The sequence below is a fragment of the Pseudomonas azotoformans genome, from assembly GCF_900103345.1.
Taxonomy (GTDB): Bacteria; Pseudomonadota; Gammaproteobacteria; order Pseudomonadales; family Pseudomonadaceae; genus Aquipseudomonas; species Aquipseudomonas azotoformans.
In genome coordinates this window covers 5,708,678-5,724,178 of sequence record NZ_LT629702.1, presented here as the reverse complement: position 1 = coordinate 5,724,178, position 15,501 = coordinate 5,708,678, and the positions used below count along the sequence as shown (strand labels likewise).

Genomic DNA, 15,501 nt, shown 5'->3' with positions numbered 1-15,501 from the left:
GGACAGTGATCAACTGCCACTTCAGGGGTCTCCATGGAAAGAATTGCCTTAAAACCGCTCCTCCTCGCCGCAGGCCTGCTCGGCTTCATGCCAATGGCCCAGGCAGCCAGCACCCTGGTCTACTGCTCCGAAGCCAGCCCTGCCGGCTTCGACCCCAGCCAGTACACCAGCGGCACCGATTTCGATGCGTCGGCCGAGACCGTGTTCAACCGCCTCACGCAGTTCAAGCGTGGCGGCACCGAAGTCGAACCTGGCCTGGCGACAAGCTGGGACATCTCCAAAGACGGCCTGACCTACACCTTCCATCTGCGCGATGGCGTCAAGTTCCACACCACCGATTTCTTCACGCCTACCCGCGATTTCAACGCGGATGATGTGTTGTTTACCTTCAATCGCCTGCTGGATGCCGACAGTCCATTCCGCAAGGCGTACCCATCCGAGTCGCCGTACTTCACCGACATGGGTTTGAACACCACGATCAAGAGCGTCGACAAACTCGACGACCACACCGTGCGCTTCAACCTGAACAACGTCGATGCGTCGTTTGTGCAAAACCTGGCCATGAGCTTTGCCTCGGTGCAATCGGCCGAGTACGCGGCGCAACTGCTCAAGCAGGGCAAGGCCGAAGAGATCAACCAGAAACCCGTAGGCACCGGGCCGTTTGTGTTCAAGCGCTACCAGAAGGATTCGCAGATCCGCTACGTGGCCAATAAACAGTACTGGAAACCCGAGGATGTGAAACTCGACAACCTGGTGTTCGCCATCACCCCGGATGCCGCGTCACGCCTACAGAAGCTCAAGGCCGGCGAATGCCAGGTCAGCGGCTACCCGCGCCCTGCCGATATCGAAGTGATGAAACAGGACCCGAACTTGCGCGTGCTGCAGCAGGCTGGTTTCAACCTGGGCTTCCTGGCCTACAACGTGACCCACCCGCCGCTGGATCAGCTCAAGGTGCGCCAGGCCCTGGACATGGCGATCGACAAGCCGGCGATTATCAAGGCGGTGTACCAGAGTGCCGGACAATTGGCGCAGAACGCCCTGCCTCCGGCGCAGTGGTCTTATGACCCCACCATCAAGGACGCGCCCTACGATCCGACCAAAGCCAAGGCGCTACTAAAAGAAGCAGGGGTTGCACCAGGAACTGCCATCAACCTGTGGGCAATGACCGTGCAGCGTGCTTCAAACCCGAACGCGCGCATGTCGGCGCAAATGATCCAGCAGGATTGGGAAAATATCGGGATCAAGGCCAATATCGTCAGCTACGAATGGGGCGAGTACATCAAGCGCGCCAAAAACGGCGAGCATGACGCGATGATTTATGGCTGGACCGGCGACAACGGCGACCCGGATAACTGGCTGGGCGTGCTCTACAGTTGTGCCGCGGTCAAGGGCAGCAACTACGCGAAATGGTGTAACCCGGCCTACGACAAACTGGTGCAGCAGGCCAAGGTCAGCAACGACCGTGAACAGCGCATCAAGTGGTATCAACAGGCACAAAAAATCCTTAAGGAACAAGTACCTATAACGCCTATTGCGAACTCGACGGTTTTCCAGCCCCTGCGCAAGGAAGTACGCGACTTCAAGATCAGCCCCTTTGGCCTGACACCGTTCTACGGCGTGAGTCTAGATAAGTAACAGCAACGCCCCAACCGAGTGCGCCAGACGCCTCGGCTGGGCTTTTTTGGTGCGACGAATGCACCGAAAAAACCCTCGAAATATGCGCAAATATGTCAAAACTTTCATAATTGCGACATTCCTGTACGTTCGTACCACTGTTTCACCCTCCCAACGGTTCAGCATCTTGCAATGGGTATGGCGCCTGCGTAAGTATCCGCAGGCCGACTCACGAGGTCGCCCTCACCACCAAAAATGACAACAAATCATGAGGCCAACATGCTTAAACACGCAGTCATTCCGTTAATTGTTAGCGCTGGCCTTATGGCCGCAGCTCCTTTCGCCCAAGCGGCGACTAACCTGGTGTTCTGCTCCGAAGGGAGCCCGGCCGGTTTCGACCCAGGCCAGTACACCACCGGAACAGACTTCGATGCCTCGGCCGAAACCATGTTCAACCGCCTGACCCAGTTCGAACGCGGCGGCACCGCCGTGATTCCTGGGCTGGCCACCAGCTGGGACGTGTCCCCGGATGGCTTGACCTATACCTTCCACCTGCGGGATGGCGTCAAGTTCCACACCACCTCGTACTTCAAGCCGACCCGTACCTTCAATGCCGATGACGTGCTGTTCACGTTCAACCGCATGATCAACAAGGACGATCCGTTCCGCAAAGCCTACCCCACCGAGTTCCCGTACTTCACGGACATGGGGATGGACACCAACATCAAGAACATCGAGAAAGTCGATGACCATACCGTCAAGTTCACCCTTGGCACTGTGGACGCCGCCTTCATCCAGAACCTGGCGATGAGCTTCGCTTCGATCCAGTCGGCTGAATACGCCGCCCAACTGTTGAAAGAAGGCAAGGCCGCGGACATCAACCAGAAGCCAATCGGCACTGGCCCGTTCGTGTTCAAGAGCTACCAGAAAGACTCGAACATCCGTTACACCGGCAACAAGGACTACTGGAAACCTGAAGACGTGAAGATCGACAACCTGATCTTCGCCATCACCACCGACCCGTCGGTGCGCATCCAGAAGCTGAAGAAAAACGAATGCCAGATCACCCTGTTCCCACGTCCGGCCGACCTCAAGGCGCTGGGCGATGACAAGGACCTGAAACTGCCGCATCAAGCCGGTTTCAACCTGGGCTACGTTGCCTACAACGTCATGGACAAGATCAAGGGCAGCGATCAGCCTAACCCGCTGGCTGACCTGCGCGTACGCCAGGCGCTGGACATGTCGGTGAACAAGCAGCAGATCATCGACTCCGTGTACCAGGGCGCCGGCCAACTGGCCGTCAACGCCATGCCACCGACCCAATGGTCGTATGACACCACCATCAAGGATGCCAAGTACGATCCGGAGAAAGCCAAGGCGCTGCTCAAGGAAGCCGGCGTCAAGGAAGGTACCGAAATCGTTCTGTGGGCCATGCCGGTTCAGCGTCCGTACAACCCGAACGCCAAGCTGATGGCTGAAATGCTGCAGAACGACTGGTCCAAGATCGGCCTGAAGGTCAAGATCACCAGCTACGAATGGGGCGAGTACATCAAGCGTTCCAAAGGCGGCGAGAACCAGGCCATGATCATTGGCTGGAGCGGCGACAATGGTGACCCGGACAACTGGCTGAACGTGCTGTTCGGCTGCGACTCGCTGGCCGGCAACAACTTCTCCAAGTGGTGCGACAAGAAATTCGACGGCATCGTGAAAGAAGCCAAGGCAACGTCGGACGTCGCCAAACGCACCGAGCTGTACAAGCAGGCGCAACATATCCTCAAAGATGCAGTCCCGATGACACCTATCGCGCACTCGACGGTGTATCAACCCATGCGCAACACCGTGCAGGACTTCAAGATCAGCCCGTTTGGCTTGAACTCCTTCTACGGCGTGAGCGTCAGCGGCAAGTAAGGATCACTGGCGGCGACGTTGCATAAACGTCGCCGTTATTGCATCCGCCTTGGCCGTAGGACATGGACCACACTCGAAACCGTTGCTTCCTACAGCAATGAACTGCGAGGTGCGACTCCATTGCCTACAAGGTCAGTCCGATTTGGCGCATTTACTGCGAAGTCCGCGACCCATAACGTCGTAGGACAGCAGAGGCTCCCAATTCGGAAAGGCACTTGCTGCGTGTGGGATCAGTGATGTCCCCCTGGCTGAACGCCGGGGTGATTGCTCGCTGATGACAACTACAAACAAGGATCGGGATCGTCATGCGCCATACCACCGTTCTATCCGCAATTTTTGGCACCAGCCTGCTGGCTGCGGCCACGATGGGTCACGCCGCCGACAAGCAGAGCCTGGTGTTCTGCTCGGAAGGCAGCCCGGCCGGCTTCGACACCGCGCAGTACACCACCGCCACCGACAACGATGCAGCCGAGCCGCTGTACAACCGCCTGGTTGAATTTGAAAAGGGCGAAACCGGTGTCGTGCCTGCGCTGGCAACCAAGTGGGATATTTCGCCAGACGGCCTGACCTACACCTTTCACCTGCGTGAAGGGGTGAAATTCCACAGCAACAAGGAATTCAAGCCGACCCGGGACTTCAACGCCGACGACGTGCTGTTCACCTTCAACCGCATGCTTGACCCCGACCATCCGTTTCGCAAGGCCTACCCCACCGAGTTTCCGTACTTCAACGGGATGAGCCTGAACAAGAACATTGCCAAGGTCGCCAAAACCGACCCGCACACCGTGGTGATCACCCTGAACACGGTGGACGCCGCGTTCATCCAGAACATCGCCATGAGCTTCGCCGCGATCCTGTCGGCCGAATATGCCGAGCAACTGCTCAAGGCCGGCAAACCCAGCGACATCAACCAGAAGCCGATTGGCACTGGCCCCTTCGTGTTCCAGCGTTACCAGAAGGATTCGCAGATCCGCTATGTGGCCAACAAACAGTACTGGGACCCGAGCAAGGTCAAGCTCGACCAGCTGATTTTCGCCATCAACACCGACGCCTCGGTGCGCGTGCAAAAGCTCAAGGCCGGCGAATGCCAGGTGACCCTGCATCCGCGCCCGGCTGACGTCGACGCCCTCAAGGCCGACCCGAACCTGCAACTGCTCACCAAGCCCGGTTTCAATCTGGGCTACATCGCCTACAACGTGCGCCACAAGCCGTTCGACCAGCTCGAAGTGCGCCAGGCGCTGGACATGGCGGTGAACAAGCCGAGCATCCTGAACGCCGTGTACCAGGGCGCGGGGCAACTGGCGGTCAACGCCATGCCGCCGACGCAGTGGTCCTACGACGACAGCATCAAAGACGCCGCCTACAACCCGGAAAAAGCCAAGGAACTGCTCAAGGCCGCCGGCGTGAAGGAAGGCACCGAAATCACCCTGTGGGCGATGCCGGTGCAACGGCCGTACAACCCCAACGCCAAGCTGATGGCCGAGATGCTGCAAAGCGACTGGGCCAAGATCGGACTCAAGGTCAAGATCGTCAGCTACGAATGGGGCGAATACATCAAGCGCACCAAGAACGGTGAGCACGATGTGAGCCTGATCGGTTGGACCGGCGACAACGGCGACCCGGACAACTGGCTGGGCACCCTCTACAGCTGCGACGCCATCGGCGGGAACAACTACTCCATGTGGTGTGACCCGGCGTACGACAAGCTGATCAAGCAAGCCAAGGTCGTGACCGACCGCGAACAACGGACTGTTCTGTACAAACAGGCGCAGCAACTGCTCAAGCAGCAGGTGCCGATCACGCCAGTCGCCCACTCGACGGTCAACCAGCCGTTAAGCGCCAAAGTCGAAGGGTTCAAGGTAAGCCCCTTCGGCCGCAACGTGTTCTCGGGCGTCAGTATCACCCCATAAGAAAATAACCGGATTGCGCAGGGCGGCCCCCGCCTTGCTGCAAACGCGCGGCCTTTTGTTGGGAATTTTCCTACGCCAAACGTTTGCAATGGCTTGAACGAGTTACACACCCAATAGCCGGATCACCAAAAAAGACCGGCATTAAAAAGAGAACCAAAGGAGCTTCATCCATGAAACTGAGCAGCAAAGCGCTTCTGGCCCTGGCCATCAGCAGCATCACGGCCACCGCCTACGCTGAAACCCAAAGCCAGGACTTCGTTCCGACCACACTGGCCGGCACCAGCGCCCAAAGCGAGGCCAAGGGCTTTATCGACGGCCAGAGCCTGGGCGGTACCACGCGTAACTGGTACTCCAACGAAATGAAGTTCCGTGGCGACCGTTTCGGCTACTTTAAAAACGAAGGCGACAAGGTCAAGACCACCACCTCCCGTCGTTACAACTGGGCTCAGGGCACCATCCTCAACTACACCTCGGGCTTTACCCAAGGCACTGTAGGTGTCTCGACTGAAGTCGCGGCATACAACGCCATTGCACTGATCCGCGGTCAAAAAGACATCGCCGGCGGCTCCAACCGCACCCTGGCCCATTCCTACGGCGACGCCGTGGACCAGTGGAGCAAACTGGGCCTGGCCAACGTCAAGTTCCGTGTGTCGAACACCACGTTGACCGCCGGTCGCCAAAACTTCAGCAGCGGCATCGTCGACACCATCGGCAACCGTGCATTGCCTTCGAGCTTCGAAGGTGTGAGTTTCAACAGCGAAGAATTCAGCAACCTGTCGTTCCAGGGTGGCGTGTTTGACCGCGTTTCGCCACGTACCGAACAGAGCCTGTCGAAATTCCGCACTGAATACGGCAATGGCAAGCAGGAGACCGACAAGGTCAGTACCCTCGGCGTCAACTACCAGCCATTCAAGAGCCTGAAGACCAGCCTGTTCGCCGCCAACGTGGAAGACTTCTGGAACCAGTACTACTTCGGCGCTACCCATGAGCTGGGTGACAGCCAGGTACTGAGCCTGACCACCGGCCTGAACTACTACAAGACCGTCGACGAAGGCAAAAAGTTGATGGGCAAGATCGACAACGACACTTACTCGCTGTCGTTCGGCCTGACCCACCAGGCTCATAGCCTGACCTTCTCGTACCAGGAAGTGAACGGCAACGAGTACTTCGACTACCTGCACGAAACCAACGGCATCTACCTGGCCAACTCCCTGACTTCCGACTTCAACGGTCCGAACGAGAAGTCCTTCCAGGTTGCCTACGGCATCAACATGGCCGAATACGGCATTCCAGGCCTGAAGTTCAACATCTACTCGGCTCGCGGCTGGGGTATCGACGGTACTCACTACCGTGGCGACAACGGTGTGAAAGACTTCGCCTACAACGGCATTCAGGCCCAGAACGGCGAGCACCACCAGGAATACGGCATTGGTACTTCCTACGCCGTCCAGAGCGGCCCTCTGAAAGCCTCCACCGTTCGCGCCACCTACGTGACGCACCGCGCCAGTGAGAACCAGGCTGACGGCAACCTGCGCGAATTCCGCCTGGTCACCACCATCCCGTTCAACATTCTTTAATCAGCGCCAAGTAAGCGGCGGGCTCAGGACGAGCCCGCCGTCTACGCTTGTCTGGTCCCATCGATTGCAGAGGGCTCCGAATGAAATTGCTCCCACTACAAGCCGCCGTGGCTGCCGCGCTGTTGAGCGTGGCCATCGGCGTTTCGGCCAAACCACTGGTGGTCTGCACCGAAGCCAGCCCGGAAGGTTTCGACCCGGTCCTGTACACCACGGCCGTGACCGCTGACGCCGCTGCTGAAACCATGTTCAACCGTTTGGTGGACTTCAAGCCAGGCACCACTGAAATCGTTCCCGCGCTCGCCAAGAGCTGGGAAATCAGTGACGACGGCCTGACCTATACGTTCCACCTGCGCGATGACGTCAAGTTCCACACCACCGACTATTTCAAACCCACGCGTAACTTGAATGCCGATGACGTGCTCTGGAGCTTCCAGCGCCAGTTGGACCCGAAACACCCTTGGCATAACAAATCCACCACGGGTTTCCCCTATTTCGAAAGCATGGGCTTCAAGGAACTGCTCAAAAGTGTCGAGAAGACTGATGACCACACGGTGGTCTTCACCCTGACGCGCCCTGAAGCACCGTTCCTGGCCGATGTTGCGATGCCGTTTACCGCCATCCACTCCGCTGAATACGCCGACAAACTGCTCGCCGCCGGTAAGACCGATGAGCTCAATAGCAAGCCGATCGGTACCGGCCCGTTCATCTTCATCCGCTACCAGAAAGATGCCCAGGTGCGCTTCAAGGCCAACCCGGAGTACTTCCGTGGCAAGCCGCCGGCCGATCCGTTGATCCTGGCCATTGCGGTCGACAACAACGTGCGCCTGCAGAAGCTCAAGGCCAACGAATGCCAGGTCGCGCTATATCCCAAGCCCGATGACCTGCCCAGCATCAAGAAAGACCCGAACCTGAAGGTCGATGAACTGGCGGCGATGACCACCGCCTACACCGCACTGAACACCACCCACAAGTACATGAGCGACGCGCGGGTACGTCACGCGATCAACATCGCGTTCGACAAAAAAGGCTACAACGAATCGCTGTACGGCAAAGGCAACGCTGTCGATGCCACCGGACCTTTTCCCCCCACGCTGCTGGGCTTCAACGACAAGCTGAAAAACCCACCGCGCGACCTCGACAAGGCCCGTGCCCTGCTCAAGGAAGCGGGAGTGCCGGAAGGCACCGAGTTCACCCTGTTCACCCGTAACGGCGGCGGCCCGACCAACCCTAACCCGATGCTCGGCGCCCAGCGCATGCAGGCGGATCTGGCGCAGATTGGCCTGAAGGTGAATATCAAAGTCATGGAATGGGGTGAAATGCTCAAGCGTGCTAAAAACGGTGAGCACGACATGGTATCCGCCGGATGGGCGGGGGATAACGGCGACCCGGACAACTTCCTCACGCCGAACCTGAGTTGCGATGCAGCGAAAAACGGCGAAAACTACGCGCGCTGGTGTAACAAAGAGTTTCAAGACTTGATCGACAAGGCGCGCGCTGTGGCTGAACCCGCACAACGCGCTGCACTCTATGAACAAGCCATGGACGTTTTCGACAAGGACCAACCATGGATCCCCATGGCTTACCCGAAAATGTTCACCGCTATGCGCAAGAACGTCGAGGGTTATACCCAAAGCCCTCTGACGAACAATAACTTCGCCACCACCCAGGTGAAGTAAATAAGAAAAACGCTCGGCGCCGTCGACATTGACGGCGCCGGACCTGCCTAACCGGCTGATTGAGGTACACGACAAGATGTTTAGTTTTATTGCCCGCCGACTGGGGTTATTGATCCCCACGTTCTTCGGCATCACGTTGCTCACGTTTGCGTTGATTCGCATGATCCCTGGCGACCCCGTCGAAGTCATGATGGGCGAGCGGCGCGTCGACCCCGAGATGCACGCACAGGCAATGGAACGCCTTGGCCTTAACAAGCCGCTGTATGCGCAATACCTGGATTACGTCGGCAAGCTTGCCCAGGGTGACCTTGGCGAATCGCTGCGTACCCGTACCAGCGTGTGGACCGAGTTCACCGCCCTCTTCCCCGCGACCCTGGAACTGTCCATGGCCGCCCTGTTGTTCGCCGGTATTCTGGGCCTGTTGGCCGGGGTGATCGCGGCATTGAAGCGAGGATCCCTGTTCGACCATGGGGTGATGGGCATCTCCCTGGCGGGATACTCGATGCCAATCTTCTGGTGGGGCCTGATCCTGATCATGTTCTTCTCGGTCAGCCTGGGCTGGACCCCGGTTTCCGGGCGTATCGACCTGCTCTACGACATTGAGCCGCGCACCGGCTTCATGCTGATCGACACGCTGCTGGCTGACGAGCCGGACGCGTTCTTCGACGCCCTGCACCACCTGATCCTGCCGGCCATCGTGCTCGGCACCATTCCGCTGGCGGTGATCGCGCGGATGACCCGTTCGTCGATGCTCGAAGTGCTGCGCGAAGACTACATCCGTACCGCCAAGGCCAAAGGCCTGTCGCCGGCGCGCGTGGTGTTCGTGCACGGCCTGCGTAACGCGCTGATCCCGGTACTGACCGTGGTCGGCCTGCAAGTCGGTACCCTGCTGGCCGGTGCGGTCCTGACCGAAACCATCTTCTCGTGGCCCGGCATCGGCAAATGGCTGATCGAAGCCATTGGCGCGCGGGACTACCCGGTGGTGCAGAACGGCATCCTGCTGATCGCCTGCCTGGTGATCCTGGTGAACTTCGTGGTGGATATCCTCTACGGCTTCGCCAACCCACGCATCCGTCACCAGCGCTGAGATCATGACCATGACCACACCTACTCCAGTGTCAGCAGTCGATCAAAGCCTGCTGTACCCGTCCCCGTACAAAGAATTCTGGCAAGCCTTCTCCAAGAACAAAGGCGCGGTTGCCGGCCTGCTGTTCATGTTGCTGATCGTGTTCTGCGCGATCTTCGCTCCGTGGGTTGCGCCGCATAACCCGAGCGAGCAATACCGCGACTTCCTGCTGACCCCACCGGCCTGGTTGGAAGGTGGGCAGATGCAATTCCTGCTTGGCACCGACGAACTGGGCCGTGACCTGCTGTCGCGCCTGATCCAGGGCTCGCGCCTGTCCTTGCTGATCGGCTTGTCGTCGGTGGTGATGTCGCTGATCCCGGGGATCCTGCTGGGTCTGTTCGCCGGGTTCTTCCCGCGCTTGCTCGGCCCGACCATCATGCGTCTGATGGACATCATGCTGGCCCTGCCGTCGCTGCTGCTGGCTGTCGCCATTGTGGCAATCCTCGGCCCAGGCCTGATCAACACCGTGATCGCCATCGCCATCGTCTCGCTGCCGTCCTACGTGCGTCTGACCCGTGCTGCGGTGATGGGCGAACTGAACCGCGACTACGTGACCGCCGCGCGCCTCGCCGGTGCCGGCCTGCCGCGCCTGATGTTCATCACCGTGCTGCCCAACTGCATGGCACCGCTGATCGTCCAGGCCACCCTGAGTTTCTCTTCGGCGATCCTCGATGCCGCGGCCCTCGGCTTCCTCGGCCTTGGCGTACAACCGCCAACCCCTGAGTGGGGCACCATGCTGGCTTCGGCCCGTGACTACATCGAACGCGCCTGGTGGGTGGTGAGCCTGCCTGGTTTGACCATTTTGCTCAGCGTGCTGGCAATCAACTTGATGGGCGACGGCCTGCGCGATGCGCTGGACCCGAAACTCAAGAACGCCGCCTGAGGAGATTCCCATGTCACTGTTAGAAATCAAGAATCTCAACGTGCGCTTCGGCGACAAGACTGCCGTACCGGTGGTCGATGGCCTCGACATTTCCGTCGACAAAGGCGAAGTACTGGCCATCGTTGGCGAGTCGGGCTCGGGTAAATCCGTGACCATGATGGCGCTGATGGGCCTGATCGAGCACCCCGGCATCGTTACTGCCGACGCCCTTAACTTCGACGGTAAGGACATGCTCAAGTTGAGCAACCGCCAGCGCCGTCAGATCGTCGGCAAAGACCTGGCGATGGTGTTCCAGGACCCGATGACCGCGCTGAACCCCAGCTACACCGTGGGCTTCCAGATTGAAGAAGTGCTGCGCCTGCACCTGAAAATGTCCGGCAAACAAGCGCGCAAACGCGCCATCGAACTGTTGGAAAAGGTGGAAATCCCGGGCGCTGCCAGCCGTATGGATGCCTACCCGCACCAACTGTCCGGCGGTATGAGCCAGCGTGTGGCCATCGCCATGGCGATTGCCGGCGAGCCGAAACTGCTGATCGCGGACGAACCGACCACGGCGTTGGACGTGACCATCCAGGCGCAGATCATGGAACTGCTGCTGGCCCTGCAGAAAGAGCAGAACATGGGCCTGGTGCTGATCACTCACGACCTTGCTGTCGTGGCGGAAACCGCTCAGCGCGTGTGCGTGATGTACGCCGGCCAAGCCGTGGAAGTCGGCCAGGTGCCGCAGTTGTTCGACATCCCGGCGCACCCCTACAGCGAAGCGCTGCTCAAGGCGATCCCCGAGCACAGCCTCGGCGCCACTCGCCTGGCCACGCTGCCGGGTATCGTTCCAGGTCGTTATGACCGCCCGCAGGGTTGCCTGCTGTCGCCGCGCTGCCCGTACGTGCAGGAAAGCTGCCGTGCCCAGCGTCCGGGGCTTGATCCAAAAACCAACAGCCTTGCGCGCTGCTTCTACCCCTTGAACCAGGAGGTGGCGTAATGGCCGTCGTTCTTACCGCCCGCGACCTGACCCGTCACTACGAAGTGTCCCGTGGCCTGTTCAAGGGCCACGCGCTGGTGCGCGCCCTCAATGGCGTGTCCTTTGAATTGGAAGCCGGCAAGACCCTCGCCGTCGTGGGCGAGTCGGGTTGCGGCAAATCCACCCTGGCCCGCGCCCTCACGCTGATTGAAGAGCCGTCGTCGGGCTCCCTGAAAATCGCCGGCCAGGAAGTCGCCGGTGCCGACAAGGCCCAGCGCAAGCAATTGCGCAAAGACGTGCAGATGGTGTTCCAGAGCCCGTATGCGTCGCTCAACCCACGCCAGAAAGTCGGTGATCAACTCGGCGAGCCGCTGTTGATCAACACCAACCTGTCCGCCGCCGAACGCCGCGAAAAAGTGCAGGCGATGATGAAGCAAGTGGGCCTGCGCCCCGAGCATTATCAGCGCTACCCGCACATGTTCTCCGGCGGTCAGCGCCAGCGCATCGCCCTGGCCCGCGCGATGATGCTGCAACCGAAGGTGCTGGTGGCGGATGAACCGACCTCGGCACTCGACGTGTCGATCCAGGCCCAGGTGCTCAACCTGTTCATGGACCTGCAGCAGGAATTCAACACGGCCTACGTGTTCATCTCCCACAACCTGGCGGTGGTGCAGCATGTCGCCGATGACGTGATGGTGATGTACCTCGGCCGCCCGGTGGAAGTCGGCCCCAAGGAAGACATCTACGCCCGCCCGCTGCACCCGTACACCCAGGCGCTGCTGTCGGCCACCCCGACCATCCACCCGGACCCGAACAAGCCGAAGATCAAGATCGTCGGCGAGTTGCCCAACCCGCTGAACCCGCCACCTGGCTGCGCCTTCCACAAGCGCTGCCCGTATGCGACGGCGCGGTGCAGCACCGAGGAACCGCAACTGCGTGCCCTGGATAACCGTCAGGTGGCATGCCATTACGCGGAGCAATTCGTGGCTTGAGGCCGGCACCGCGCCCTGTAGGAGCGAGCTTGCTCGCGAAAAACGTCAACGCTGACGCGGGCATCCTGGTCTAACCCAGTGGCCTTGCGTTCTTCGCGAGCAAGCTCGTTCCTACAAGGGGTCAGCAGCGGTAATGTGTTTTACAGCCCTTCCCACCCGGTTGCGCATCAGCCGGGTGGGAGGGGCTTTCTTTTGGCTAAGACCTACGTTTGGCTGTCGCCTTCATCGCCGTCCGGGTCGTCGGTGTCTGGCTCCTGGCTGGTGGAGTCATCGTCCTCCTTGTCTTCACCCTGCGCCTCAGACTTAGCCAGTAACAGCCCATTGTCATGCGACGCCGAAAAGCCCGCCTGACCGCTGTGCACCGGGTTATGCGCCCAGGCCGCCGACATACCCAAAGACATCAGCACCAGCACTTTTATCAACAGCACGACTCGTTGAAAAATACTCATGGTCGATTTCCGTCCAGTCAGTAAATGAATCCGTACGACAGCGATTTACCGTCGCCAGTCCTTGAAGCTAGTTGTGATAGAGGGTTTGCGCCAGCTATCAGGTGTCACCGTCATCATAGGTTTCGCTGTCTTCCCCTTCGTTGTAGGGGTTTTCGGCGTCTTCCTTGGGCGCAGGCTGCGCCTGGGGTTGCCAACTGCCAGAGTTGACCTCCTGCTGCTTCTTCTTGGTAACAGGGCCCGTGTCCTTCCATTGGGGCGTTCCGGCGCCAGCCAGCGCCAATGAGGCGGACAACCCCAAAGCCCCGAGCAGCACCAGTTGAAAGGCGCGTTGAGTTATACGCACGGTGGCCTCCTATTCCGTCGATGGGTGAGTGAAATACCTGAAACGCTAGACGGGATGTGGGTTTCTCGCCAATGGCCCTGATCGATGAAGATCAAAATGTGGGAGGTGCGGTGCGACGATTCGACTTGCCCCCTCCCACATTTTAATTTGTGTTTGGCCAATAAAAAGGGTGAAGCCATCACAGCTTCACCCTTCTATTTACCGCTCAGCCCTTAATGGTGCTCGCGGGTCGCGCGGAATTTCACATCCGGCCAGCGCTCTTCCATCAGCGCCAGGTTCACTCGGGTCGGCGCCAGGTAGGTCAAGTGACCGCCACCGTCCACCGCCAGGTTTTCCACGGCCTTGTTGGAGAATTCTTCCAACTTCTTCTTATCGCTGCACTCGATCCACCGCGCGGAGTACACGGTGATCGGCTCATACGAGCACTCCACCTTGTATTCCTCTTTCAGGCGGCTGGCGACCACATCGAACTGCAGCACACCCACAGCGCCGAGGATGATGTCGTTGCTGCGCTCGGGGAAGAACACCTGGGTGGCGCCCTCTTCCGCGAGTTGTTGCAGGCCTTGGCGCAGTTGCTTGGATTTGAGCGGGTCACGCAGGCGCACGCGGCGGAACAGTTCCGGGGCGAAGTGCGGGATGCCGGTGAAGCCCAGGGTTTCGCCTTCGGTGAAGGTGTCGCCGATCTGGATGGTGCCGTGGTTGTGCAGGCCGATGATGTCGCCGGCAAACGCCTCTTCCAGCTGTTCACGCTCGGAGGAGAAGAACGTCAGGGCGTCGCCGATGCGCACGTCCTTGCCGGTGCGCACGTGGCGCATCTTCATGCCTTTTTCGTACTTGCCGGAGCAGATGCGCATGAAGGCGATACGGTCGCGGTGCTTGGGGTCCATGTTCGCCTGGATCTTGAACACGAAGCCCGAGAACTTCTCTTCCACCGGTTCCACGGTGCGTTCGTTGGCCACCCGTGCCAATGGGCGCGGGGCCCAATCCACCACGGCGTCGAGGACATGGTCGACACCGAAGTTGCCCAGGGCGGTCCCGAAGAACACCGGAGTCAGTTGGCCGTCGAGGAATTCCTGCTGGTTGAACTCGTGGCAGGCGCCCTGCACCAGTTCCAGCTGATCGACAAAGCGGTCGTACTCGTCACCCAGGTGGGCGCGGGCTTCGTCGGAGTCGAGCTTCTCGATGATCTTGGTTTCGGTGCGCTCGTGACCGTGGCCGGCGGTGTAGACAATGATGTAGTCGTCGGCCAGGTGGTACACGCCCTTGAAGTCGCGGTAGCAACCGATCGGCCAGGTGATCGGCGCGGCCTTGATCTTCAGGACGGCTTCGATTTCATCCAGCAGCTCGATGGGGTCGCGGATATCGCGGTCGAGTTTGTTGATGAAGCTGACGATCGGCGTGTCACGCAGACGGCACACGTCCATCAGCGCGATGGTGCGTGGCTCGACGCCTTTACCGCCGTCGAGGACCATCAACGCCGAGTCCACCGCGGTCAGGGTGCGGTAGGTGTCTTCAGAGAAGTCTTCGTGGCCCGGGGTGTCGAGCAGGTTGACCATGTGGTCGCGATACGGGAACTGCATGACCGACGTGGTAATCGAGATACCCCGTTGTTTTTCCATTTCCATCCAGTCGGAGGTGGCATGGCGGTCGGATTTGCGGGATTTCACCGTGCCGGCCACTGCGATTGCCTTGCCCATCAGCAAGAGCTTCTCGGTGATGGTGGTTTTACCGGCATCGGGGTGGGAAATAATGGCGAAAGTGCGGCGTTTCGCGACTTCGGCGGCCTGGTGGGTCATGGGAAATCGCCTGGCAGGTGAGTCAAAAAAGGGCGGCGAGTATAGCGCAAACCCCAGGTTCCGGACCACTGTTCACCCGATTGGGGGTGGCTAAATGCTGCCAAGTGTGGAACCTTTTAAAAGGTCGAGACGTCCACTCCCCTGCTACCGCACTCGGAACAGGGGCTGATAAATCAGCAAGTTAGCCTGACGAGGCTGCGCTCATGGCTCGGATTTTTACCGCGTTGCCGGTATCGACGAGCTGCATTTCGCGACCACATTCAGAGGCA

At 59.5% G+C, this 15,501-nt stretch carries 12 protein-coding genes; 9 read left to right on the top strand and 3 right to left on the bottom strand.

The annotated features are described in order from the left end of the window. Positions 1 to 33 precede the first annotated feature (33 nt). From BLR69_RS25910 to BLR69_RS25870, 9 genes are all read left to right on the top strand, one after another. Positions 34 to 1,635 carry an ABC transporter substrate-binding protein gene (locus BLR69_RS25910; protein WP_071494168.1) on the top strand — a complete coding sequence of 534 codons (1,602 nt, stop codon included), beginning with the start codon at positions 34 to 36 and terminating at the stop codon, positions 1,633 to 1,635. Positions 1,636 to 1,893: 258 nt separating this feature from the next. Continuing rightward, positions 1,894 to 3,522 carry an ABC transporter substrate-binding protein gene (locus BLR69_RS25905; protein WP_071494169.1) on the top strand — a complete coding sequence of 543 codons (1,629 nt, stop codon included), beginning with the start codon at positions 1,894 to 1,896 and terminating at the stop codon, positions 3,520 to 3,522. Between the two features lie 305 nt (positions 3,523 to 3,827). Further along, positions 3,828 to 5,432: an ABC transporter substrate-binding protein gene (locus BLR69_RS25900; protein WP_071494170.1), complete on the top strand. Its 1,605-nt coding sequence runs from the start codon at positions 3,828 to 3,830 to the stop codon at positions 5,430 to 5,432. Between the two features lie 170 nt (positions 5,433 to 5,602). After that, the gene (locus BLR69_RS25895) at positions 5,603 to 7,009 is read left to right on the top strand and encodes an OprD family porin (protein ID WP_071494171.1); all 1,407 of its coding nucleotides are present in this window, start codon (positions 5,603 to 5,605) and stop codon (positions 7,007 to 7,009) included. 80 nt (positions 7,010 to 7,089) lie between these two features. Then, positions 7,090 to 8,685, top strand: coding sequence for an ABC transporter substrate-binding protein (locus tag BLR69_RS25890; protein ID WP_071494172.1), 1,596 nt, complete (start codon positions 7,090 to 7,092; stop codon positions 8,683 to 8,685). A gap of 76 nt (positions 8,686 to 8,761) precedes the next feature. Further along, complete coding sequence (locus BLR69_RS25885; RefSeq protein ID WP_017739471.1) at positions 8,762 to 9,772, top strand: ABC transporter permease subunit; 1,011 nt, start codon at positions 8,762 to 8,764, stop codon at positions 9,770 to 9,772. Between the two features lie 10 nt (positions 9,773 to 9,782). Continuing rightward, on the top strand, positions 9,783 to 10,694 hold the full coding sequence (locus BLR69_RS25880) for an ABC transporter permease subunit (RefSeq protein ID WP_010213191.1): 912 nt from the start codon (positions 9,783 to 9,785) through the stop codon (positions 10,692 to 10,694). A 10-nt stretch (positions 10,695 to 10,704) separates the two neighbouring features. Next, positions 10,705 to 11,673, top strand: coding sequence for an ABC transporter ATP-binding protein (locus BLR69_RS25875; RefSeq protein ID WP_017739469.1), 969 nt, complete (start codon positions 10,705 to 10,707; stop codon positions 11,671 to 11,673). Next, positions 11,673 to 12,644, top strand: coding sequence for a peptide ABC transporter ATP-binding protein (locus tag BLR69_RS25870; protein WP_016976250.1), 972 nt, complete (start codon positions 11,673 to 11,675; stop codon positions 12,642 to 12,644). Before BLR69_RS25875 ends, BLR69_RS25870 begins: the two co-directional genes overlap by 1 nt. Before the next feature lie 203 nt (positions 12,645 to 12,847). Here BLR69_RS25870 and BLR69_RS25865 read toward each other — a convergent pair whose 3' ends face one another. The 3 genes from BLR69_RS25865 to BLR69_RS25855 all read right to left on the bottom strand — a co-directional run bounded on the left by BLR69_RS25865 (position 12,848) and on the right by BLR69_RS25855 (position 15,232). Then, complete coding sequence (locus BLR69_RS25865) at positions 12,848 to 13,093, bottom strand: hypothetical protein (RefSeq protein WP_071494173.1); 246 nt, start codon at positions 13,091 to 13,093, stop codon at positions 12,848 to 12,850. Positions 13,094 to 13,190: 97 nt separating this feature from the next. Further along, positions 13,191 to 13,436 (bottom strand): hypothetical protein, encoded by a 246-nt coding sequence (locus BLR69_RS25860; RefSeq protein ID WP_071494174.1) that lies wholly within the window; start codon positions 13,434 to 13,436, stop codon positions 13,191 to 13,193. 212 nt (positions 13,437 to 13,648) lie between these two features. Then, entirely contained in the window at positions 13,649 to 15,232 is a 1,584-nt protein-coding gene (locus BLR69_RS25855) for a peptide chain release factor 3 (protein ID WP_071494175.1), read from the bottom strand. Between the last annotated feature and the right edge of the window lie 269 nt (positions 15,233 to 15,501).

Coding starts and splice junctions, on each gene's coding strand:
- BLR69_RS25855 (WP_071494175.1), bottom strand. CDS start 15,232: ATGACCCACCAGGCCGCCGAAGTCGCGAAACGCCGCACTTTCGCCATT.
- BLR69_RS25875 (WP_017739469.1), top strand. CDS start 10,705: ATGTCACTGTTAGAAATCAAGAATCTCAACGTGCGCTTCGGCGACAAG.
- BLR69_RS25870 (WP_016976250.1), top strand. CDS start 11,673: ATGGCCGTCGTTCTTACCGCCCGCGACCTGACCCGTCACTACGAAGTG.
- BLR69_RS25865 (WP_071494173.1), bottom strand. CDS start 13,093: ATGAGTATTTTTCAACGAGTCGTGCTGTTGATAAAAGTGCTGGTGCTG.
- BLR69_RS25895 (WP_071494171.1), top strand. CDS start 5,603: ATGAAACTGAGCAGCAAAGCGCTTCTGGCCCTGGCCATCAGCAGCATC.
- BLR69_RS25880 (WP_010213191.1), top strand. CDS start 9,783: ATGACCACACCTACTCCAGTGTCAGCAGTCGATCAAAGCCTGCTGTAC.
- BLR69_RS25900 (WP_071494170.1), top strand. CDS start 3,828: ATGCGCCATACCACCGTTCTATCCGCAATTTTTGGCACCAGCCTGCTG.
- BLR69_RS25890 (WP_071494172.1), top strand. CDS start 7,090: ATGAAATTGCTCCCACTACAAGCCGCCGTGGCTGCCGCGCTGTTGAGC.
- BLR69_RS25885 (WP_017739471.1), top strand. CDS start 8,762: ATGTTTAGTTTTATTGCCCGCCGACTGGGGTTATTGATCCCCACGTTC.
- BLR69_RS25905 (WP_071494169.1), top strand. CDS start 1,894: ATGCTTAAACACGCAGTCATTCCGTTAATTGTTAGCGCTGGCCTTATG.
- BLR69_RS25910 (WP_071494168.1), top strand. CDS start 34: ATGGAAAGAATTGCCTTAAAACCGCTCCTCCTCGCCGCAGGCCTGCTC.